This is a genomic window from Paenibacillus sp. LX16, assembly GCF_036252815.1.
GTDB lineage: Bacteria > Bacillota > Bacilli > Paenibacillales > Paenibacillaceae > Paenibacillus > Paenibacillus polymyxa_B.
In genome coordinates this window covers 3922073-3944630 of sequence record NZ_CP141152.1, presented here as the reverse complement: position 1 = coordinate 3944630, position 22558 = coordinate 3922073, and the positions used below count along the sequence as shown (strand labels likewise).

18 protein-coding genes and 1 pseudogene are annotated in these 22558 nt (G+C 44.0%); 12 read left to right on the top strand and 7 right to left on the bottom strand.

Annotation, left to right across the window (positions count from 1 at the left end):
• Positions 1–17: 17 nt before the first annotated feature.
• Positions 18–1031 (bottom strand): annotated as a pseudogene (locus T3H97_RS17550) (IS4 family transposase); the annotation flags it as partial.
• Positions 1032–1265: 234 nt separating this feature from the next.
• On the opposite strand from T3H97_RS17550, the gene T3H97_RS17545 reads away from it, so the two are divergent.
• Positions 1266–1727, top strand: coding sequence for a hypothetical protein (locus T3H97_RS17545; protein WP_328800399.1), 462 nt, complete (start codon positions 1266–1268; stop codon positions 1725–1727).
• Positions 1728–2223: 496 nt separating this feature from the next.
• On the opposite strand, the gene T3H97_RS17540 is transcribed toward T3H97_RS17545, so the two are convergent.
• The 3 genes from T3H97_RS17540 to T3H97_RS17535 form a co-directional block, all read right to left on the bottom strand.
• On the bottom strand, positions 2224–2601 hold the full coding sequence (locus tag T3H97_RS17540) for a hypothetical protein (RefSeq protein WP_328800398.1): 378 nt from the start codon (positions 2599–2601) through the stop codon (positions 2224–2226).
• 710 nt (positions 2602–3311) lie between these two features.
• Positions 3312–3464, bottom strand: coding sequence for a helicase C-terminal domain-containing protein (locus tag T3H97_RS26455; protein ID WP_442955649.1), 153 nt, complete (start codon positions 3462–3464; stop codon positions 3312–3314).
• A gap of 662 nt (positions 3465–4126) precedes the next feature.
• Positions 4127–4990 (bottom strand): LysR family transcriptional regulator, encoded by an 864-nt coding sequence (locus T3H97_RS17535; protein WP_328800397.1) that lies wholly within the window; start codon positions 4988–4990, stop codon positions 4127–4129.
• A gap of 225 nt (positions 4991–5215) precedes the next feature.
• On the opposite strand from T3H97_RS17535, the gene T3H97_RS17530 reads away from it, so the two are divergent.
• From T3H97_RS17530 to T3H97_RS17515, 4 genes are all read left to right on the top strand, one after another.
• Positions 5216–5578, top strand: a complete 363-nt coding sequence (locus T3H97_RS17530; RefSeq protein ID WP_013308297.1) for a cupin domain-containing protein — start codon at positions 5216–5218, stop codon at positions 5576–5578.
• 1030 nt (positions 5579–6608) lie between these two features.
• A complete protein-coding gene (locus T3H97_RS17525; RefSeq protein ID WP_061830390.1) occupies positions 6609–7604 on the top strand; it encodes an ABC transporter permease in 996 nt (331 codons plus the stop codon).
• 18 nt (positions 7605–7622) lie between these two features.
• A complete protein-coding gene (locus T3H97_RS17520) occupies positions 7623–8516 on the top strand; it encodes a carbohydrate ABC transporter permease (protein ID WP_328800396.1) in 894 nt (297 codons plus the stop codon).
• A gap of 111 nt (positions 8517–8627) precedes the next feature.
• The gene (locus T3H97_RS17515; protein WP_328800395.1) at positions 8628–10169 is read left to right on the top strand and encodes an extracellular solute-binding protein; all 1542 of its coding nucleotides are present in this window, start codon (positions 8628–8630) and stop codon (positions 10167–10169) included.
• A 126-nt stretch (positions 10170–10295) separates the two neighbouring features.
• On the opposite strand, the gene T3H97_RS17510 is transcribed toward T3H97_RS17515, so the two are convergent.
• Together T3H97_RS17510 and T3H97_RS17505 are read right to left on the bottom strand one after the other, a co-directional pair.
• Positions 10296–12557, bottom strand: a complete 2262-nt coding sequence (locus tag T3H97_RS17510; protein ID WP_328800394.1) for an AraC family transcriptional regulator — start codon at positions 12555–12557, stop codon at positions 10296–10298.
• A gap of 225 nt (positions 12558–12782) precedes the next feature.
• Positions 12783–13496 (bottom strand): expansin ExlX, encoded by a 714-nt coding sequence (locus tag T3H97_RS17505; RefSeq protein WP_103049573.1) that lies wholly within the window; start codon positions 13494–13496, stop codon positions 12783–12785.
• 351 nt (positions 13497–13847) lie between these two features.
• Between T3H97_RS17505 and T3H97_RS17500 the strand changes: the two genes are divergently transcribed.
• Positions 13848–14564, top strand: a complete 717-nt coding sequence (locus T3H97_RS17500; RefSeq protein WP_328800393.1) for a metal-dependent hydrolase — start codon at positions 13848–13850, stop codon at positions 14562–14564.
• Positions 14565–14661: 97 nt separating this feature from the next.
• On the opposite strand, the gene T3H97_RS17495 is transcribed toward T3H97_RS17500, so the two are convergent.
• Positions 14662–15741, bottom strand: coding sequence for a M42 family metallopeptidase (locus T3H97_RS17495; protein WP_328800392.1), 1080 nt, complete (start codon positions 15739–15741; stop codon positions 14662–14664).
• Positions 15742–15926: 185 nt separating this feature from the next.
• On the opposite strand from T3H97_RS17495, the gene spoVAC reads away from it, so the two are divergent.
• From spoVAC to T3H97_RS17465, 6 genes are all read left to right on the top strand, one after another.
• Positions 15927–16433 carry a stage V sporulation protein AC gene (spoVAC, locus tag T3H97_RS17490; RefSeq protein WP_025723396.1) on the top strand — a complete coding sequence of 169 codons (507 nt, stop codon included), beginning with the start codon at positions 15927–15929 and terminating at the stop codon, positions 16431–16433.
• Positions 16430–17452 carry a stage V sporulation protein AD gene (spoVAD, locus tag T3H97_RS17485; protein WP_274482104.1) on the top strand — a complete coding sequence of 341 codons (1023 nt, stop codon included), beginning with the start codon at positions 16430–16432 and terminating at the stop codon, positions 17450–17452. The genes spoVAC and spoVAD overlap by 4 nt, the downstream gene beginning before the upstream one ends.
• On the top strand, positions 17449–17805 hold the full coding sequence (gene spoVAE, locus T3H97_RS17480) for a stage V sporulation protein AE (RefSeq protein ID WP_013311204.1): 357 nt from the start codon (positions 17449–17451) through the stop codon (positions 17803–17805). The genes spoVAD and spoVAE overlap by 4 nt, the downstream gene beginning before the upstream one ends.
• A 213-nt stretch (positions 17806–18018) precedes the next feature.
• Positions 18019–18978 carry an AAA family ATPase gene (locus T3H97_RS17475; protein WP_190297631.1) on the top strand — a complete coding sequence of 320 codons (960 nt, stop codon included), beginning with the start codon at positions 18019–18021 and terminating at the stop codon, positions 18976–18978.
• A 3-nt stretch (positions 18979–18981) separates the two neighbouring features.
• Entirely contained in the window at positions 18982–20229 is a 1248-nt protein-coding gene (locus T3H97_RS17470; protein ID WP_328800391.1) for a DUF58 domain-containing protein, read from the top strand.
• Complete coding sequence (locus T3H97_RS17465) at positions 20226–22472, top strand: transglutaminase TgpA family protein (RefSeq protein ID WP_328800390.1); 2247 nt, start codon at positions 20226–20228, stop codon at positions 22470–22472. Before T3H97_RS17470 ends, T3H97_RS17465 begins: the two co-directional genes overlap by 4 nt.
• Positions 22473–22558: the final 86 nt, after the last annotated feature.

Sequence of the window (22558 nt, the reverse complement as noted above, 5' to 3'; positions counted from 1 at the left end):
TGAGACACGTCTGTTGATTAACCAGAATAAGTAATTTGATTTATAGAAGCAGAGACACGCTTAAGAAGAACATGCTGAATCTGGATCAGCCATTCCACTGGTAGTTTTTGCAGAAGAAAAAGACGAGAAAATCGGGCAAAGGAAAGAATGGCATGTTTGGGCCACGTTGTTTGAGCAGCATCAAATATCCATTTGAGCAGGACATAGACAATGAGAGCGCAGAATAGTTGCCCATAGACCGCATTTTCCGTCGTGCCAAATAACGTTGGAATATTCAAATGTTGCTTGATCCAACGGAAAAAGACTTCGATCTGCCACCGAGCTTTATACATCTGTGCGATTTGTTCTGCCGTGACCTGCATTAAATCTGTTACCACCCGAATTTCCCGACCTTCAAAATCTCGAAATATAACGACACGATGACGTTGCTTGGAACGACACTGCGATGTTCCTAGCTGGCAAGTCATATCTCGAAGGATAGTTGAATCTGATGGCTTGAGACGGGATAGTGCATGAGGTTTTTCCAAATGGACATTGTCACGAAGCCGAATGACAAAGGATTGTCCTTGGATTTTGAAGTCATCCAGACGCTCCAGTTTCCCATAAGCACGGTCCATCACCAAAATGTAGTCCGGTTGAGCCAACGCTTCACTCATGGGGCCATCATGCTTGGAGCCCAGCGTTTCGACCACCTGAAGGGGTTGCCCATTTTGGGCTTGTAAAGCGACATGAAGTTTAATACCTGCACGCTCCCCGTGATAAGGAGCCCAGGGTAGTCCTGTTTTTCCCACCGCCATGGTGGTCGAATCGATGAGGAGTAATTCTTTGGGAAACGTAAGTTTTCGGCGTGTTTCTCGGCTACACTTGTGAATGACCCGATGAAAAAGCTCCTTAAATATAGCAAAGGGGACTTCGGCCGCTTTGGTGGAAAAACACGAATAATGAACCTTAGGTAAGCCACTGCGAGCGGCATGATCCACACCGGAACGATAACTGTCCCATTGTTCTAAGGCAGCTACACACCAGTATCGAAGTAAGTGGGTTACCGTGAATTTACGGGCTTTGTCTTCATAGTCTGTTTCCTTGGCAACGCTTTACACTTCAGAATAGATTGAAGGATGAATGGGATCGTGATAGACTTTTTCATGGAGTCGTCACCTTTCGGTTAAGTTTGTAGGGGTACAAACATTTTACCGAGTTGACGGCTCTTTTTCTACCATTTAGTGGTTAATCAACAGGTGTGATATTGAGAGGAAGTTATGAGAATGACAAACAAATTTGTGAAGATTATTGGTACTAGTGCATTATCTATTTCTCTTATTACTGGGGTTGCTGGTGCTGTTTCGGCAGATGAAAATACAGCATCCAAAGAAGGAAATGAAGCCATTGGAATTTTTGCAATCCAAAACAATACACTAGATTGGAATTTATCAAATAATACTACTGCAGACCCATCTACTTCATGGACAGTACAGAGTGGATATCCACATATTAACATGTATGTAAAAAATACAGGGGCAAAATCTTTTAGAGTTGAAGTAAAGCATAATACTAAGGGTACAATCATCTTTAATAAAACTATTGCAGCAGATGGAGTAGGAGTAAATTTCATAAATAATGATAGTAATCCACTTGTTCCTTCAGGTACTTACACAGTGACTATTTACGGTGGATCAGGTGTGCCAAAAGGAACAGTTATACTTAAAGCTGCTGACACTCCTTGGTAAGCGTTATAATCTTGCAATGGGGCTGTCCCAAAAGTCATAAATAATGACTGTGGGCCAGCTCCTTTCTCATTTTTGTAAAACAAAAAGAAACCTTTCCTAATGGAAATGGATGGGCCTATATCGGTATTTTTCTAGGAGCATTATCAAGGCAATGGGAAACCAGAGGAACAGGTTGAAGTTCCTGATTGAACTTTTTTCTAATCTTTCTCTTCTTGTTCGTCCGGTTTTCCCCTCAGATGAAGCGATGGTTAAAGTTATATCAGAGATGATGACCGAAGCACTTAAACGGCGCAAGATAAAGGCTATATGGGCCCAGTAGATTCCAAACAAATCGAAGAATAAAGCGGTATATTATTTGCTAGAGAACGTTTCTAAATAATAAAGGCGTTTCCGGATTGCTCTGGAAACACCTTTATATATAGGAGGCTCTATTAGACTGAAATCGGCTTCCAAGATGGATTAGTATATGCAAACCGTTTGGAATCCCACTCCATTGTTACTTCTGAAAGCAAATCATGCGAAGCATCGCCACCGTTTTGTTTCGAGTACAGGTGTTGTTCGATCCAGCGAATTCCGTCTTCAGGGACAACGGGCTTCTCCAGCGCTTTTCTATAAAAATTTGATCGAAGAAAGCTATCTTGAACTTTAGCTGCAATGTGTTCAATATAATTTTGAGTACCTGGGGGAGCGTAGAAGTTACCACTACGGTAATCAACCTTCCTTCTCGTATATCCTCATCCTGACCTACGCGCAGCTCTACGTCACATTTATATACTGTGACTTCCCCTTTGTCATTAGGAACTAAACTTCCCCCAAGGTAAGGCCACTCAAACCTATAAATACCAGGCTTATAATGTATAATCTCTTGCTTCATAAGACATACTTCTCTTTTCTCATTGAACAACATATTTTGCACTTCTACTATACTTTACTAGGCACTGATTCGAGTAACGACGTCAAAAACACATTTTACATTTATAACTCAACTGGCTGAAGGCAACAAATCGTATGGATCAAGCCGGCAACCTTTAATTTTTACCCCAACTGGGCCAACTAGCTACATGCCAATCTGCGGCAGCCTGCTCACAGTAAAACTAAGTATTATTTACCCACATCAGACGGCTTTATATTTTCTCAACGGTTTCTGCTCTTCATTAATATAAGGTAAGTTATCCTTTACTGGAGAGATACTGCTGTATCACTGAAAGTAAATATCAACTAAAAACTTATACAAATCCTCACCAGTCGTTGGCTTCTTAGAAAGAGTTTTATTGTTCTTCCTACATATTTTTAAGGGAAACTTTTGTTGATCCTCAGTGATTTCGTGTTCTTTAGGGCCTTTAACTACTTCACTGGTAACTCTTTTAATAGCTTTTAAGCCAATCCATTTCAATGACTCAGGGACTACTATCTGGTTTGTCGCATAAAGGGGATAGGTAGCTTGGCTGTCTAATGCCAGCTTTTGTGCGTAAAACTGTTCTACTTCTGCAAATGATCTAGTTATCCTGTAGCCCTTCTTCTTAAAGTCACGCTGAATGGTCTCACTATAATCAGAGTTAAAGACCCTTGGATCTAGGATAGTTATTAGTCCGTAGTCACTGATATCCGAATAAGCCTACCTGCACCCTGAGACAGTTTCGTCATCATACGAGGCAACAACACCTGTTCTTTGAAAACGTCCTCGAGACCTTCACCAGTGAGCTTTAAATAAGGATCATCTGGAACGGGGAAGGGCAGACGAGAAAAATGACGGATACAAGGGAAGTACCGGTAACTGAGAAACCTGAAAAAAAACTCCCACTGCCCAGAAGTACACTACGCTCGTCTTCTTTAAACTGCTTTGTCAGCTGCTCTACGCCGCCTTCATCCCACCTCAGTGACACACCAATCGAATCACAAATATCCTTTAGAGGTTCTGCTACGCCCTGCATATGCTGTTTGATGTAGAGAGCAGTAATGTTCTACCATCGGTAAGGTTTAATAATTTTTGTTAATGCTTCAACTGGTCTTCAATCCATTCGATACCTTGATTACATGGATCATGAATGGATTCAGGAATATAAACTAATGCTTGTTTGTCGTACGATTGCTGTCAGAAGAAAATAAAGTTCTAGACTGAGAAAATAAAGTATTAAACTGATGTTGCTTCATTAAGCTAACGGGCAGTTATCTTTAGTGACTTACCATAGTAATATATGATTATATGCATTATCATTGTTTAAATCTGTTAAATATAGGTGATGGATAATGAAGTGGAATGAAGTAATGCATGAAGAAGATAGTATCATTGGGTTCATCAATCACTTCCATTTTGTAAGATAAAGATAAAAATTAAAGGGAATTCTGGGGCAAGTCATTATACCTACGAATAATACTCTAAGTTGGAAAATAGCAACAGATCACAGATTAGTTATGCCCACCAGCTCCATAAATCGTGAGAGAGCACTAGTCATGTACGAGTCACGACGCCTTATAAACACAGTGGGCACTGTTCTGTACGGTTCGGGTAATGGATGACAGTTAAGTCTTCCCTGCATCCGTGATTCAACCATAGATATTGGTAAGACGGTGACTCCTAACCCGTTTTCAACGCATTTAAGGACACCCTCTAGAGTGCCATATTCCATCACCTTCATAGGACCATAGCCATTTTCCTCTAGCCATCGCTGCCAACGTCCCAAATAGATGCAATGCGCGAATGATGAAAGCAGTGGTTCATGTAAAATTAATTCTAATTGGAATGGTTCAGGAGAGTAGCTTGTAATCAAAACTAGAGATTCTTCAAAGACAGGGTATTCAACAATTTCCGGATGAAGAATTGGCCCATCCACAAATGCGCCGTCTACCTTATATTTGAGAATGGTACTAACCTGATCTACAGTAGGTGCCATATATAAGCTTAATTCTACTTGTGGAAATTTCTTGTGATATTGTGTAAAAATCAATGGCAATCGTGTAGAAGCAGTTGACTCCATAGCTCCAATGCGCAAAGTTCCTCGCGGGGCAGAAGAAAGCTTAACTGCCTCAATCGCTTCCTCGAAATCGTAAAGCAACTTGTTTACATGCGGCAACAGTTCACGTCCTGCAGGCGTTAAGGATACCTTCTTATGATATCGATATAACAGAGGAACGCCCAACTCTTGCTCAAGACGTTGTATTCGTGCAGTAACGTTGGACTGTACATAATTCAATTTCTCAGCAGCTTTTGTAATGCTTTGTTCAATTGCTACTGCCTTAAACACCTCCAAAGATCTAATGTCCAAAACAACTCTCTCCTTTTTGCATCACAAAATGTGATTATCTATACATCATTTTTTAATTTTACGTGATGCATCGCAGTATGTAAACTTAGTGAATAAGAGGGATTTACACCAAAACCAAGTGATTGAGTACCTCGTTATCTGATGATGAGGAGGTGAATGGGGAAAAAGGAATTTCTAGCCGGGGCAAAATTCAGCACACGTTACCAATAATGAGGAGGGAATTTCATGATTTCGAAGGTCAATGTACAAGATAAATTTTTGCAAATAATTGATTATTGGAATCCCAGAATAGGCGGAGAGTTGAACGATTCATACGTAAAAATGGCAAAGATCAAGGGTGAATTCATTTGGCATCACCATGATCACGAGGACGAAATGTTCTTCGTATGGAAAGGGAGACTCCTAATCCGTTTGAGAGACGGTGAAATAGCTGTTAACGAAGGGGAGTTTGTTATTATACCTAAAGGGGTTGAACATCAGCCAATTGCTGAAGAAGAGGTCCATTTACTATTAATCGAACCAAAAACTACTCTAAATACGGGAAATGTGGTAAATGAACGAACCGTTTCGATTCCTCAACGAATTTGATGAAACGCTCATCAGTGAAATAATTATACTGATTTTGATTCGATCCTTAGCTAATGATTCAACTAATGAGAAACGTTAGTTGAATGACAACAGCGGCAGTCTAAGACTTTATTTATCAAGTCTTGGTACGCCGCTGCTTCTTTTAATGGATGAGTCTAAAACTTATTTTTCAAAGCTGACGATTCTTTAATTCAAAAACCGTGATAAATCAACGACTCCAGTCTAGTACTTTATTTTCACCGAACAATTGCGGCATCATTTTTAGTTCTACTAATTGTCAGGGGAGGCGGCACTGATTCAAAAAGCTAGTGAAGTCGCCAATTGTGGTTAAGGTGCCAAAGATCCCTTTCGATTTGTTGAAGCTTTCGAACGTATGGGTCTAAGGGGTAGCGACCTTGGAGTGATTCACAAGTTTCAGCTGCTCCATAGAAATATCTTCCTAAATCACTCACATTGGATTTGAATCTTTTTGCCAACTTTCCTGGAAAACGTTCTTTGTTACCAATGGCTTTCAGATCTCGATAGAATAGCATCTTCCATTTGAGATAAAAAGTTTTCTATAAAATCATGGGCTTCATCAGTAATCATAATACCTGGATCAACAGGAATGACAGGAGGGGTCGGTGTTTTCTGAATTCGATTTAAGGCTGACCGGATAAGCTGCTCCAGATTCGTTATGACCAGTTGATTTTCTCTTGATAAAAATTGATTTCGGTGTTGAGCTGTGGGACAGCTCCTGAAAAAAGGGCGACGCTCGCACTCCCGTTTAGATGCCTTAAGACTGACTTTCTTCCAATCACTTTCTTTGATTTCGCCAAGTGTAATTTCGAATTCATCCCGCTGTCCGGTTCGGTATTACATAAAACTTCACAAATATCCGAATTGTTCACTCCTCAGGACACTCCTTTGTTCATGAAGCATGAGAGGCTTCACTTTTCATTTTGAATGCGCTTACATAAAATATAGTTATACGGCGGCGGTGCTACAAACCTTGCTGTCGGTAACGTACACAGAGGGGGAGTGACTCACATTGAATCAGCCTATGCCCAAAAATTCTGCAATGCTTGCAACGGATTCCCGCCTAAACGGTAAGAGGCTGGGAACGGGTAGAAAACACGGTTTTTTCTATGAACTGTTCCGCAATCGTGTATTATTTCTGATGTTGTTGCCCACTTTAATTTTTTTCTTCATTAATTCCTACATTCCTATGGTGGGTATTTATTATGCATTTACCCAGTTTGACTTTAATACCAGCCTGTTTGATGCCAAGTTCGTCGGACTCCAAAATTTTCGCTTTTTATGGCAATCCGGCACACTGACAAAACTAACATTGAATACGGTCGGATACAACGCAGCGTTTATTTTACTTGGTAACGTGTTAGCGATTGTTCTCGCTATTTTGCTGAATGAGCTGCGAGGCCGCTACTTTAAAAAGATCGCTCAATCCGTGATGTTCCTGCCTTATTTTGTTTCTTTCGTTATTCTAAGTGTTATCGTGTATAACATATTTAATTATGATAATGGTTTTCTGAATACACTGCTGCTGCAATTTGGTGGTGAGCGCGTGGATGTATACAACAAACCATGGGTATGGATTTTCCTGATTATCCTGTTCTATTTATGGAAAAATCTCGGCTACAGTATGGTGATCTATCTGGCAGCAATTACAGGTATCAGTGACGAATATTATGAGGCAGCTAAAATGGATGGAGCCAACATTTTTCAACGAATCTGGTACATTACCGTTCCGATGCTTAAATCGACATTCGTTGTGCTGCTGTTGTTTGCGCTTGGTAGTATTATGAAAGGACAATTTGATCTTTTCTATCAATTAATCGGCAACAATGGGGTGCTGTACAATACAACGGATATTTTGGATACTTATGTGTACCGTTCGCTGAAAGTGACTTTTGATGTGGGTATGGCTTCGGCGGCAGGCGTGTACCAATCCTTGTTCGGCTTTGTACTGATCATGACCGTGAACTACATCATCCGCAAGTTGAACGACGAATATGCCTTATTCTAGAAAGGAGGACCCAAACGGATGGCGATCAAAGAGGATGTATACACTCGAATTTTTAAAATCATCTCTTATGTGATTATCATTATTGCTTCCATTGCTTGTTTACTCCCGTTCGTACTTATTATTTCGGCTTCACTGACCAGTAATGAATCGATTATCAGGGATGGTTATCACTTTATACCACAGCAATTCTCACTGGAAGGTTACCGGACGGTGTTCACCTTTCCTGAAGAGGTGTTAAGGGCGTACGGGGTGACGATTTTTACCACGGTTGTAGGCACGACGTTGGGCCTGTTCCTGATGACGATGGCAGGATATGTGCTGGCACGCAAAGATTTTAAATACCGCAATGCGTTTTCATTCTATATTTACTTTACGACGCTGTTCGGAGGCGGGTTGGTGCCTTGGTACATTATGCTGACGAAGTATTTAGGATTGCTTGATACGTATACAGTGCTTATTTTCCCTGGATTGATGACTCCGTTTCTGATCATTTTGATGAAAAACTTCATTCGTTCTTCCATGCCGGAAGAACTGTTCGAGTCCGCTAAAATTGACGGTGCGGGTGATTTTAAAATTTACTATCGAATTGTGCTGCCTTTATCTACACCGGGTATTGCCACTGTGGGGCTGTTTCTGGCCTTGGCTTACTGGAATGACTGGTTCTCATCCTCACTCTTTATTAACGATCCGCATAAATACCAGTTGCAATATTATTTGTATAATGTAATTAACTCCATGCAATTTATCGCTCAAATGGGTGCAGGTACTGGTGTGTCCCTTTCCAATGATATGCCGACAGAATCGACCAAAATGGCAATGGCGATCGTGGTTACTGGGCCCATTTTGCTGCTGTACCCGTTCATTCAGCGTTACTTTGTCAAGGGGCTGACCATTGGCGCGGTAAAAGGCTGAAGCGGCACTAAAAGGCTTAGATGGCATAACGTGCTGACGGTATGCCATCTAAGCAGCACTTTTTGTAAGCGTTCTATTTAAACAGACTACCATTTCAAAGGGAGGATTCACATGACATTCACAAAGAAAAGAAAACAACGCATGTCCATCCTGATTGCAGTAATGGTCATCATGGCGCTATTAGCCGGATGTGGAGGAGGTAGTGGAAACAGCGCTCAAAAAGCAAATGGAGAGGATGATAAATCCCAGAAAGTGCAGCTGCAATTTTATATGCTGGGTGATGCTCCTAAGGATCTGCCTACCATTGAGACAGAGATCAATAAGTTGGCGGAAAAAGATCTGAATGCCACCGTCAAATTTAACTATACGACGTGGACAGACTGGGATCAAAAATATAAGCTGTTATTGTCTTCGGGTCAGCCTATCGACCTGATATTCACTGCAGATTGGACGCAGTATCAGGCCTATGCCAAGAAGGGCGCATTCCTGCCGCTAGACGATTTGCTGCCTAAGGCTGCACCTGCCTTGCAAAAATTTGTGCCTCAGGACATGTGGGATGGGGTTAAAATCGGAGGCAAAATTTATACCGTGCCTGGCACGTATAAAGAGTATGTCACTAACGGCTTTGTATGGCGTGAGGATTTACGTGAGAAGTACAATTTACCTAAACCAACAGATATGAAAAGTTATGAGGCTTATATGGATGGGATACGTCAGCATGAGCCAAATATGAAAACCGTATCTCTGAACAGCGATATCAAGGGAAATCTCCATGACCGATATACCGAATTAGTAACGAAGAGTGTAGGTGCCTTGCCTTATGGCATCGGTATTAAATATGAAAAACCAACAGAGGTTTATAAATATTGGGGCTCGGATGAACAAAAGGAAGAGCTGAACACTTACAAACGCTGGGCCGATAAAGGATTCATTCCTAAAAACGTATTAAACGTAAAAGATACGCTTCAGGATCAAGTGACTTCTGGTAAAGCAGCGAGTATTTTCGGTGACAATCCAACCCGGTTTAATGATATGGTCATTAAGCTCAAAGCATCTCACCCGGACTGGAAGCTCGAGTACTACCCATTCCCTTTGATGACAGGTTATGCAACTCCAGTGCATCCGATTCACAACGGCTTTGCAATTCCAAAAAGCAGCCCAAATCCGGCGCGCGCATTAGCTTTTTATGAAAAGCTTGTGACGGACAAACGCTATAACTTGCTCACGCAATATGGTATTGAAGGCAAAAACTACGAAGTCAAAGATGGTTACTATCATATGATAGGTAGCGGCAGTTCTAATGGATTTTCACGCGAAGGTATGAACAGTTGGGCTTGGCGTAATCCGGAATACATGCTGTTTGATTCTGGCTTTGACCGTGTGAAGAAAATTTTTGCCGAGCTGGATAAAATCCAGAAGCCTGACCTGTTTACCGGCTTTGCAGAGGACTACACAACCTACCAAGCAGAAAAAGCAGCTCTAGAACAGGTTGAGAAGCAATATCTGTATCCGCTCCAAGCTGGACTGATCGACAATGTAGATCAAGGCTTGCAGACCTTCTTGCAAAAGGCAAACCAAGCTGGTTTGGAGAAAATTCAAACCGAATATACAAAACAATGGGAAGCCTATGTAAAGGAGAAGGGGATTAAATAAAACATAAAGAATTGTGATACAGAAAAAAGCAAGTCTCCAGAAAGTTGGAGGCTTGCTTTTTTAATGTCAGTCTATTTTTTTTGAGAGAATGTTCCGTTCTCGGAGCAGGCGTGTAGAGCAGTTTACTTATTGCGCATTTGCTTTAGAACGGCGAAAATCTGTCGGTGTTACGCCCAAGCTACGCTTGAACATGCGATGGAAATAAGAGCTACTCGCAAATCCGGTTTGTTCTGCTACGTCAGCTACAGACCAGTCGGTCTGTTCCAGCAGCTCACAGGCCTTGCGAATACGGAGTTGTTGGATGACGTCCACGATGGTAGACATGGTCTGTTGCTTATATAGCCTGCTGACATAGATCGGCGACATATCCAGCTCTTCCGCAATCTGATTGAGACAAAAATTGGGATCCGTATAGGCTTGCTCCATTCGTTCATTAATTTGCCGCACCAATCGTTCCTGCTTCGTGTTTCGTTTTTCCGATAGACTGGAGCGAACATGATCAAAGACCAATTGATAATGATCAATAAGATTCTCAGCGGTCTCTAACCGATCTGCGGATGGTAATTCAGGTTTAGTTTCTATAGCAAATCCATTGAGCTCACTGATATGCCGAACAGCATTATTCACACTCATGATGAGCCGGGATATCGCCACTTGAACAGAGGAAAACGGATATTTTTCCATATGCATCAATAATTCTTTGAACATACTGTGTGCATCCTCCGTATGACCAGACAGCAGCGTATCTAGCATTTTTTTCTCTTTATCGGCTGGATATACGTAAGTATTTTGGATATCCTCGTCTGTAGTGTTTTGCGCATTAATAATGCAGCCATGCCCCTGAAAAAATCGGTGCATAGATGCGTCTTGTACCTGGCGGTACAGCAGATGCAGCCGTTCTGGTTGACTCGTGATTGCACTGTAAGTCAGTGAAACGCTCAGCTTCAAATATTCAAAGCAAGCTTCACGTATTTGGCGTAATAAGGTTTCTAGCAGTACAGTGTCTGTATGTTCTGCGGGATCGAGAATGTTAAGCATCAGCAATACACTGTCCTCATCCATATCAACGGTCTCCACCCGGTACGTTTGTCCGCATATTTCAGAAGCAATGTTCATGATTGCAAACTTATAGGGTAGCAGATCAGGTCCACGTTCGCTTTGCCATCGGGTATATTCATCTATGCGCAGCAGCACAAGGCGGTAGTCTTTGTCGAACTGGAACGTAATCCCAAGCTCGCGCAATCGTTCTGGTTCTTCCCCAGCAGGAAGATTTCGGATTCCTCGGATCACATTCCGTAAAATGTTTTGTCGGATCGTGTACATGCTGTTTCGTTTCTCCGATTCCAGTGAATTCATATGCACAACAATTTGGCCAATAGGCGTATACAGCATTTTGGACAGCAGCCACGAAGCCACGAATCCTGCCAATGCAATGATGGCGGCTATCAGTAACATCGCATTACGAATAACACTTGCCATTTTGATAACGCTTTCATATGGTGTGACACTAATATACTGCCAACCTAGTCCATCCGGGGAGGTGTAGGAAATGAGTGATCTTTTACCATGAAAGTCTTCTACAAAATAGCCTGTTTCTTGTTTTTTGACTCTCGTGTGCAACCATAGCTGCTCTTTTTCGTTCAATGTTTCGTCTGTCAATGTTGTACCAGACAACAGTCTGCCCTGATCGTCTAAAATATAAGCGGTCCCGCCTGAGATTGGATTCGCCGCCATTTCCTTGTTCATCCAGGCCGCCGACACATTCACAATCACAGCCGAATTTATCGCTTCGTTCGAGTTAATTGCGTCATAACATAAATACGTATAGGCTGCGATATCTGGGCTTGCTTGCTCTACTCCAGCTCCAGAGTCTGAGGCCGACAGCAGCGGATACGTGCGTGGAATAGGCGTAAAGGGTTTATAGTCCTGATAATGATCCAGCACGCGAATGATATCTGTATCAGCAAGTTCATGTTTGCTGAACAACCCGTTTTGACCTTGTGATGACGCAATGTAGAAGGTGCCGCTTTTAGGGTTAAACACGTAGATGGATTCGATATACGGCATGGAGTTAAGATAATTGTTCAATTCGGTCATGGCAGCGGTTACATCATATACGTTAGGTTTTGGATAATACAACAACTTGGACAGGGTACTGCTGCGATACATTTGAAATGCCAAAGATTGAGCAATAGATGTCATGTTAATAACTTCTTTGCTTCTCAACGTCAAGCTGTTGTGATTGGCCTCGAATGCCTGCTCCTTTTCCACGCGAATATAGTAAAAATAATACACAGTGGTGGATACCAGCAACGTTAGCGTAATACATAACGTAATGCTGACCAGCAATTTGCTGTGAAGCTTGTGATGCTTTTTGAAATTGCTCATATGAACAGGCCTCCTGTCTGTGTGCACGTAGCTGTAAAGTACACCCTATTTATGTATTCATTATACGTGTGATCTTGTGAACAGGACAGTGAACAAACCGATTCTTTGTGAAAAATAATGATTTTTTCGCAAAAAGGCCAGGAACACTTATACGCATTAGATTGCGTCGGTTCCCGGCCGGGTTTGTCTATTCAAATAAAAGAAGGAAAGATGACGGTACTGCAATTAGTCAGGAAATTGAACGTTACCTTTAACGATATAGGCTCCACCTGTACCATTTTCCGCTAGAGCTGGGATTGTATCGTTCAGCACGACACCACGAATGTCCGTAATCCGTATTTTCAGAGGTTGTTTTCCTAAGTTAGTACCTAGAAAGTGGTTGTAATCCTGTTTTTCGAGATTGAGCCATTGTCCGTTTTGTTGGACTTCCATCTTCAAGACCGGATATTTATGATTGCGTACTTGAATGGCTGCCCACCATTGGCTGCTGCCTTCTTTAATGCGGTAGGAGACATTGCCGTTAACCGGAGCTTTGACAACTTTCCATGAAATATTGATTTTTCCGTCTATTTGATTGCCAATCAGGTTGAACGCGTTTGGGGACAGATCGAGCGCGCCACTTGGACCTTCAGGGTAAAGATCAGTTACATATACGGTTGTTTTCCCTTTGGGACCTTGAACTTCCAAATAGGCTCCAGCTAATGCAGCTTTGATTCCGTTATAATTCAGTTGTGTGCGGTTAAGCGCTGTAATTTTGGCATCCGAAGGGATGGGATCAAGCAGTAATGCCCCTCCAGAGTAACCTGATCCTGTATATGTGGCGTACCCCGTGTATGTATCATTCCAAGCAGCTGAAGCGGGAAGGGCGAATAATACAAGACTTAGCAACGATGTCAGACCAATGGTTTTGAACTTTCGGAACGTCGATATTTTTTGCATAACATTTCCTCCTTATTCATTTAATAGATTCATATAGTAAATATAAACACTATATTACCTAATATTTCAAATTGTACAATAGGACTTTGAGGCAAAAAGAAAATATTGAAGATGTTTGTCAACATACTCATAGGCCATATGGCGTGTTTTTTAAGAAATGGTTGTACAGTTAAAGAATAAGGGGAGGATTAAGTAATGGGGACGAAACTAGGACTTTTGAATGAAGTCTTTTAAATAGAATAAGCGAACTATTGTTCTCCTTTTGTTTGTCGTATACAATCGAATTATGCTGATTCAAATGGAGTGATGTTGAACTCTGTTGTATGCTGCAACGAAAGGATGTTTTGCACCATGATGGGAAGAGCCCATTTAATTATTGGAACCGGGGTCTCCCTGTCGGTATTGGCTTTAAGTGGATACGAAGTGACCCCGGCTGCCGTGGCAGCTGCTGTGGTCGGCTCACTGTTGCCGGATATTGACGAGCCTAACTCCATGCTCGTGAGCCGAGCGTTACCGAACAAAATGCTTAGGCTCATACAGCTTCTAATGATTGGGGCTGCTGGTTGGGTATTTTTCACCCGTTTGGCTCCGCCGCCATGGAATCTTGTTCTGGCTTTGCTGATGATTAGTGCTTCTTTTATGCCTTCACGATCCATGCGCAAGGTTATTATCTTTCTAATTGGTATCGGCCTCGCCTGGTATGGAGAATCATATGCACCGTGGAATTATATTGCTGGGTGTCTGCTGATCATTTGTACGCTTGTTCCGCACCGAGGATTGACGCATACGGTGTATGGGACAGTAGCATGGACCGCGCTGCTTTATGGTACGACACGTTTGCACGGTGACAGCATATGGCTGGCTGGAGGTATGGCGTACTTGCTGCATTTACTGGCAGATTCCTTGACGAATAATGGAATCAAACCTTTGCCACCATTCAAATGGAAGCTGCGATTTAAATTGATGAGTACCGGAACCCGGAAGGGAGCTAAGGTAGAAAACGTCTGCATTGCTTTAACTACTGTACTTGTAGTGATTGCTTTGCTTCGTTATAAGCACTTGATTTGATATATTCTATCTTTGTTTCTATTAAATTAAAAAAACAGTCAAAGCACGTTGTACGTGTCTTGACTGTTTTTTATAGATTGCGATTCTCTGTTACAACTTAGGCTCGTTCAATAATGGTATTCAGCGTTGTACGATCCAGATTTTGAACCAGCTTGATGATCAGCTCTTTGGCTGCATCATAATCATCAGTGTGAATAATAGACGAGGAAGTATGGATGTATCGTCCACAGATGCCTATGACGGTGGATGGCACGCCAATTCCGCTCAAGTGCACTTGGCCCGCATCGGTTCCTCCTGTGGAGATGAAATATTGATACTTGATTTTGTGAGTTTCCGCCATGTCTTGCACGTATTCCACGATCCCGCGATGTGTAATCATACCCGGATCAAATACCCGCAGCAGTGCGCCTTTACCGAGGTGCCCGTAAGCATTCGGATCACCGCCCATATCGTTGGCTGCACTGCAATCCAGTGCAAAGAATATATCGGGCTGAATCAGATTGGCCGCTGTGCGTGCACCACGCAGTCCCACTTCTTCTTGAACAGTGGCCCCCGCATACAATGTATTGGGAAGCTTGTCTTTTTCTTTGTGTAACGCTTCAAGCAGTTCAATAGCCAAGCCTACACCGTAGCGGTTATCCCATGCTTTAGCCATGATTTTTTTAGGATTTGCCAGTGGTGTGAAATCACAGATCGGCGCAATGGCCGTTCCTGGTACGATCCCCAGATCTTGCGCTTCTTGTCTGCTGTCTACGCCGATATCCAGATACATATGCTTGATGTCCATAGGTTTGCTGCGTTGCGATTCATCCAGCAAATGAGGCGAGACAGAGCCAACTACACCGATAATTGGGCCTTTTGGAGTCAATACTTGAAGACATTGTGACATAATGGCTTGGCTCCACCAGCCTCCAACCGGCTGAAAACGAATCATTCCATTTTCCGTAATACTATTCACGATAAAACCGACTTCATCCAGATGGCCTGCCACCATTACACGTGGTCCACTCTCTTGACCGCGTAGCACCCCAAAAAGACTGCCCAATCGATCTTGCACGATTTCATCGGTATAACCGGATATCCGATCCTTAACCCATGCCCGCAACTCACGCTCATGTCCAGGAATGGAAGGAAACTCCGTTAAGGTTTTAAACAATTCCAATGTTTTTGATTCCATGATGTATACCTCACTCCTTATTAATTAACCAGTGGTCGTCATGTATTCAGTATGAATGGATTTGTATCGAATGTCCACGATATCATTTTCCTGACATAACATTTCTCCAAAAAGCTCATAATGAAAAAGACCCAAGCAATTCGAACCGCCAAGCGCGAAAACTTACAGATAAGGGGTGGTGAATGATGCCAGCTAAATCCGGGCAGCGCGGTTTTCGTACCAATACGTCGCCGCTGTCCATAAATGAGAAGGACTATCAGAATATTTCACAAAAGCATGAGCCCTCGAGAAAAGTATTTGCCAATTGTGTGCGCGCTTTTCTGGTTGGAGGCGGGATATGCGTGATTGGACAGGCGATTCAAGAGGCTTTTATGGCAGGAATGCACATATCAGCCAAGGAAGCCGCCCCGCCGACCTCATCCATGATGATCTTGCTGGCGGTCATATTAACCTGTATCGGGGTTTACGATAAGGTTGCTCAATGGGCAGGAGCAGGAACCGCTGTGCCAATTACAGGCTTTGCTAACTCCATGTGTTCGGCTGCATTGGAATATCGTTCTGAGGGGCTGGTGCTCGGAGTGGGCGCGAATATGTTCAAACTTGCTGGCTCGGTTGTCGTATTCGGGGTGGTGGCTGCATTTATCGTAGGCGTTATATATGCCATCCTTGGTGTGGGAGGCAATCACTTATGAGAAGACAGGGAGGACAAACCTGGAAGTTTGAATCGAGACCGCGCATCATTGGAAGTGCCACTGTTGTGGGCCCGGATGAAGGAGAGGGGCCGTTGTCCACAGATTTTGATTATATTTATGACAATATAGAAATCAACGAGAAAACGTGGGAAAAAGCGGAGCGTAGATTGATTGAGCATTCTACAGAGCTGGCGCTAATTAATGCCAATTTGAACAAAGAAGAAGTGCAGTTTTTTATTAGTGGTGATCTGATGAATCAGATTGTCAGTAGCTCCTTCTCGGCTAGTAAGCTGGCCATTCCCTATTTGGGTGTTTTTGGAGCCTGTTCGACATCAATGGAAAGCTTAGCCTTAGCCGCACTTATTGTGGACTCAGAGGCCGGTGACTACGTGATGGCGGGTACGACCAGCCATAACTGTACTGTGGAAAAACAATTCCGCTATCCTAATGAATACGGAGCGCAGAAGCCCCCCACGGCCCAGTATACTGTTACCGGTTCAGGCGCCGCAATTGTGGGACATGCCAAGTCAGGGACGGTGGTGGATTGTGCTACCATTGGACGTGTAATGGACATGGGCATTAAAGACCCCTTTAATATGGGTGGAGCCATGGCTCCCGCGGCTGCGGATACGCTGTTGTCTCATTTTCGAGACACTGGCCGTGACCCTGGTTACTATGATCTCATTGTAACGGGCGATTTAGCCTCAGTGGGGCTACCGATTGCCAAGGAGCTGCTCAAAAAAGATGGGTTCGATATGAATCAGACGGAATTTAATGATTGCGGTTTACTGATTTACGATATTAATAAGCAAAAGAAAGTCATTGCAGGAGGCAGTGGTTGTGGCTGCTCGGCTGTTGTAACCTACGGGCATTTGTTGAAGCGGATCGAAAAAGGAGAGCTGCAAAAGGTACTGGTCGTGGCGACCGGAGCGTTATTATCTCCTTTGACTACACAGCAGGGTGAAAGCATTCCTTGTGTTGCACATGCTGTAGCTTTTGAAGCGGGAGGAACAGTATGATATTTCTATGGGCTTTTTTAGTGGGTGGTGCCATTTGTGTCGTGGGCCAGTTGATGATGGATGTGTTCAAAATGACTCCGGCACATACGATGAGTACGTTGGTGGTTGCAGGTGCAATTGCTGATGCTGTTGGGATATACGATCCGCTTATTAAATTTGCGGGTGCGGGTGCGACCATTCCAATTACCAGTTTTGGTAACTCACTTGTACATGGCGCATTAACTGAATTGGAGAAGGACGGATGGCTGGGTGTCATTACAGGGATCTTTAGTCTGACAAGTGCAGGAATTTCCTCTGCGATTATTTTCTCTTTTCTGGCATGCTTGTTTGTTCGTCCAAAAGGAAGCATATAAAAGCAGCGTACTTTAGATTTGACATAAAAATAAATGACTATAAACATGTGCCCTTCGGATCTAATGACCGAAGGGTTTTTAATTGTTCTGCACATGAAAGATCGAAAGAAGGATGGAGTATGAATAATACGGGCAGGGGGTTAAGTGTACTCTGTGCCCACCTTCATGTACAATAATAGGAAACATGTTGCTATCTAGGAGGTTTACAGAGCTATGCCCGTACGTCAAGAATCTGTGCAGATTGTATCTGCAATCCGTTCTAATCTGGAATCATGTATATTAGGTAAATCCTTTGAAATAAAATTACTGCTTACGGCTATGCTGGCGGGTGGACACATTCTGATCGAGGACGTTCCGGGTACGGGAAAAACGCAAATGATCAAGGCTCTTGCCAAATCCATGCGCGGTGATTACCGCCGTGTTCAATGTAATCCTGATATTCTCCCGAGTGATATTACAGGGGTATCCATATTTCATCCACGGGACGAGCGTTTTTATTTCCGTCCGGGTCCTGTGATGACTAATATTTTGCTGGCGGACGAAATTAACCGAGCGACGACGAAAACCCAGTCGGCTCTGCTGGAGGTTATGGAGGAACGCAGTGTGACAGTGGATGGGGACACTCATATGTTGCCTCATCCTTTTATGCTGTGTGCGACACAAAATCCGATTGATTTTGAAGGCACTTATATGCTGCCGGAAGCACAGTTAGATCGTTTTATGCTCAAAATCAGCTTGGGTTATCCTGACATGGAGACGGAGCGAAACATGCTGCTTCATCATCAGGCAGGCCAGCCAGCAGACCGTTTGAAGGCTGTAGCTCATATGGAGCAGATTGCTGACATCCAACAGGAAATTAGAGGAATTTATATGGACGAAGCAGTGACGTCCTATTTACTTGATATCGTGCGTGCGACAAGAGAACATCCATCCGTGCTGCTGGGAGCAAGCCCCCGGGCGGCGCTTGCTTTTGTAATGGCTGCGAAGGCATACGCTTTTCTGGACAACCGTGACTTTGTGCTGCCTGATGATGTGAAGGCGCTGGCACCTTATGTGCTGACGCATCGTTTGTTGCTGCGTCCCGAGGCGCGTCTGGACAGTTCCAGTGCCCAGTCCGTGCTGCAGGCTGTCCTTCGGCAGGTTCATGTACCCGTTCGAATGGAGCGTCCTTAAGGAATGAATATGGTCAAAAGGAAGCGCAGGCTTCCCCGGCTGTCAGGCCGCATCTGGCTTTTGGTGGTCATATGGGTGGTGTGCCTGCTATATTTGTTGTTTCAGGGCGGCAAGACGTCGGTCATGCTGTTGTCTATGGTTACGCTGTTAATCGTTTATTTATGGATCGTTGGTCTGAGCGGAGTTCGCCGTGTGCAAGGCTCCCGGCAGCTTTCGCAAGGCTCGCAGTTTGGAGAACTGCTGCATGCGGGAGATCAGGTGCATGTAAAGCTGAGCCTCAGCATTCCTGGTTTTCTTCCGTTACCCTATGTCATTGTCCGCGAGGTCCTCAAGCGACATACAGGTGAATCCTGGTCGTTTGAGGACAGTGTCATTCCCAGTCTAAAAGGGGGCGGTCAGCTTACATTTCAGACTCCTGCTTTAGAGCGAGGAAGCTACCACTTTGAGGAAACTGAATGTGTGAGTGAGGACATCTTCGGTCTGTTGGAGCACAAAGGCAGATTGAATGCACGCGGTGAATTTCGGGTGCTGCCCCGAACGGTATTCATTCCGTATTGGCAGATGAATGATCGTCGCTCAAGGATGTCTGGACCGCAGACCATTCAAACTCGAACGCGGCGTGAAACGACACAAATTAACGGTGTACGGGATTATGTATATGGAGATCGGTTTTCGCGCATTCACTGGAATGCGACGGCGCGTACAGGTAGCTGGAAATCCAAGGAATTTGAGCATGAGACCGTTCCTAAAACGATGCTTGTGCTGGACGTACACATGAAGCACTATGTGAACGACGAACAGTTTGAGCTAGCTGTATCCTCTACCGCTTCATTGCTGGAATATGGTGGACGGGAGCGAATGGGGGTTGGATTGTGCACAGCTGCAGAGAAAGGTACTGTCTTTCAGCCAAGTGAGCAGACAATGGAACGACAACGAATGATGCATCACTTGGTAGACATACACACAACTTCACAAGGTAGCTTGAAATCCGCTGTAGAAAGCAGTGTACGCCAGTTTCCGCAAGGCTGTTATTTTATACTGATTAGTCCGCTGAAGGATTATCAGGCGCTGGAGCTTCTTCGCTGGGCCGATACCCGGGGGATGACTCCGTGCCACGTCTATATCGGAGAAGGCTCGGCTGAGCGAGAAGCTGAAGAATGGATGAGCATGCTTCGTGCAAGGGGAATCAAGGGCTACGATGTTGAGAGCCTTGAAGAGCTCCCGGCTGTAATGGGGGGAGGGACACTATGAAGAGTTGGTTACAATCGTTAAAGGGTTCCTGGGCTCCTGCTTTTACATTTTTATGGATTATTATTATTGCTATGCAATGGGTTTCTTTTGCTTCCGAATTATGGCTGGAAGAGACAAGAGCACTTGTACTAATGACCATTACAACGCTAGCTCTCGTGAAGATTGTACTACCATTTCGTCCTTGGATTGAATTTATTGTTAAGGCGGCGGCGCTGTTTTTTATTTTGTATCGGACATTAGTGTCTTACTCAATCATTATCCCCTTCGGAGGGGTAGCCAATCGCCTGGACCAATTTATATCCAATATGTCTCCTTATATTTGGTTTTCCCTCATCGCTTGGCTAGTTATTGAAATGGTACCGCTCATCGTGACAACGAAGCAGCGGATTCTTGTTTTTGTGGGTATTAATATTGCCGCGCTGGCAGTTCTTGATTCCTTCACGCCAACGGTGCTGTGGGAGGAGGTTGCTTGGATCGTCTTTGCTGGTATGGGTTGGCTGGTGACACAGCATCTGCAGTATTTTCGGCAGCATTATCCTCAAGGTTGGAAGCATATTCGACGCTATCCATATAAAATAGCAGCCAATATTGCGGTCATTTTTGCGCTCATTATTATGGCTGGTGTGAATATGCCCGAGGTGCAGCCCGCTTTGACGGATCCCTATACAGCATGGACCCAGAGAAATAGCTCAACCCCCGCCGGGATCAACAATGGATCTGGGGTACTGAATCAGCGGATGAACACTGCATCGGGTTATAGTCGCCAGGATAATCGGTTAGGTGGAGGTTTTAATTTTGATTATTCTCCTGTCATGACCATCACGACCACTCAACGAAGCTATTGGCGGGGGGAAACGAAACGAACCTATTCCGGTACAGGTTGGAGTGACGGGGGCAACGATGATCAAACGCTAAATGCTGTGCCAATGACCGCAGAGCTTGAAAACACTCAAGAAACGCGGCATTCGACTGAGCAGGTCGTTCAGACCATTACGATGCAAAATGACCAAAGCTATCCTGTTCTGTTTGGCGCCTATTCGGTGCAGCGTGTTCAATCGGTGGACAGAGATTCACGGGCAGACGGGTTACGTTGGAACCCGGAACAGGCGGAACTGCTTTGGAATCCATCCTCCCGAAGAACTGCTTATCCTAAAACGTATACTCTGGTATCGCATGTCCCTGTGATCCCTGAGAAAGAGCTACGCACAAAAACTTTTAATGAGTTGTACGGAAAAAACAAACAGGAAGCCTATCTACAAATTCCAGATGAGTTGCCACAGCGGGTTCGTGATTTGGCTCAGAACGTAACGTCAACAGCGAAAACGCCGTATGAAAAAGTCGGATTACTACAGCAGTATTTGCAGCAAAATTATGCATATACGAACAATCCGGACCTCTCACGGAAAAGAAGCAGAGATTTTGTGGATGCCTTTCTGTTTGAGATTCGGGAGGGCTATTGCGATTATTATTCCACCTCATTAGTCATGATGGCCCGCTCTGTTGGGGTTCCAGCCCGTTGGGTTAAAGGGTATGCACCTGGTCAGCAGACGTATTCAGATGATGCTGCAACGGGCGAAGGTGACGAAAATATGTCCTCTTACTCCGTGACAAATGCAGATGCTCATTCCTGGGCGGAAGTATATTTAGGTGAATATGGTTGGGTTCCTGTAGAAGCTACGCCTGGCTTTGATATGCCGCTGCTTACGGAACAGGAGGACTCACAGACTCCAGAAGTCCCTGAGGTTAAAGATCAGCCTGAACCAGAACAGCCTGAGCAGACCTCGCAGGCTGATCCGGAGGAAGGTTCAAAGATTCATCCTGTAATTATAGGTTCTGCTGCTGCAATTCTGCTGCTGTGGGCTGCTTATATCGTCTGGCGTAATCGGGCAGACATTCACTTTTACCTGCTGCGTTTACGCAGAGGTAAGCCGCTGACTCCGGATGAAAAGGTGGTCGTCGAAACTGAGCACTGGTTAAGGTACATGCGAAGAAAGGGATTTGTCCGCGCCAGTCACGAGACGCTGAGGGAATCAGTTGATAGATGGTCGCTAGAAGTACCGGAACACGCTTCAATTTTACATCAGCTGCTTGGACGATTTGAACAAGCGCGTTATAGTCCCTCATCTGTAACCACAGAAGATTGGCATATGGTTCGCCAGCAAGCCTCCCTGTTACACAAAGAAGGATGGATAAAACGATGGGCTGGACGAAAAGCTGCGTCGGATCAGAAGGATCAAGACTAGTCTATTTTTGATTAGGGTCAAACGCCGTCTATTTTAATCTTTAGCTATATATTTAGTGAAAAAGCTGTCCGTTTGTTGCGGATAGC

Coding starts and splice junctions, on each gene's coding strand:
- T3H97_RS17545 (WP_328800399.1), top strand. CDS start 1,266: ATGACAAACAAATTTGTGAAGATTATTGGTACTAGTGCATTATCTATT.
- T3H97_RS17540 (WP_328800398.1), bottom strand. CDS start 2,601: ATGAAGCAAGAGATTATACATTATAAGCCTGGTATTTATAGGTTTGAG.
- T3H97_RS17530 (WP_013308297.1), top strand. CDS start 5,216: ATGATTTCGAAGGTCAATGTACAAGATAAATTTTTGCAAATAATTGAT.
- T3H97_RS17520 (WP_328800396.1), top strand. CDS start 7,623: ATGGCGATCAAAGAGGATGTATACACTCGAATTTTTAAAATCATCTCT.
- T3H97_RS17515 (WP_328800395.1), top strand. CDS start 8,628: ATGACATTCACAAAGAAAAGAAAACAACGCATGTCCATCCTGATTGCA.
- T3H97_RS17510 (WP_328800394.1), bottom strand. CDS start 12,557: ATGAGCAATTTCAAAAAGCATCACAAGCTTCACAGCAAATTGCTGGTC.
- T3H97_RS17505 (WP_103049573.1), bottom strand. CDS start 13,496: ATGCAAAAAATATCGACGTTCCGAAAGTTCAAAACCATTGGTCTGACA.
- T3H97_RS17500 (WP_328800393.1), top strand. CDS start 13,848: ATGATGGGAAGAGCCCATTTAATTATTGGAACCGGGGTCTCCCTGTCG.
- T3H97_RS17495 (WP_328800392.1), bottom strand. CDS start 15,741: ATGGAATCAAAAACATTGGAATTGTTTAAAACCTTAACGGAGTTTCCT.
- spoVAC (WP_025723396.1), top strand. CDS start 15,927: ATGCCAGCTAAATCCGGGCAGCGCGGTTTTCGTACCAATACGTCGCCG.
- spoVAD (WP_274482104.1), top strand. CDS start 16,430: ATGAGAAGACAGGGAGGACAAACCTGGAAGTTTGAATCGAGACCGCGC.
- spoVAE (WP_013311204.1), top strand. CDS start 17,449: ATGATATTTCTATGGGCTTTTTTAGTGGGTGGTGCCATTTGTGTCGTG.
- T3H97_RS17475 (WP_190297631.1), top strand. CDS start 18,019: ATGCCCGTACGTCAAGAATCTGTGCAGATTGTATCTGCAATCCGTTCT.
- T3H97_RS17470 (WP_328800391.1), top strand. CDS start 18,982: ATGAATATGGTCAAAAGGAAGCGCAGGCTTCCCCGGCTGTCAGGCCGC.
- T3H97_RS17465 (WP_328800390.1), top strand. CDS start 20,226: ATGAAGAGTTGGTTACAATCGTTAAAGGGTTCCTGGGCTCCTGCTTTT.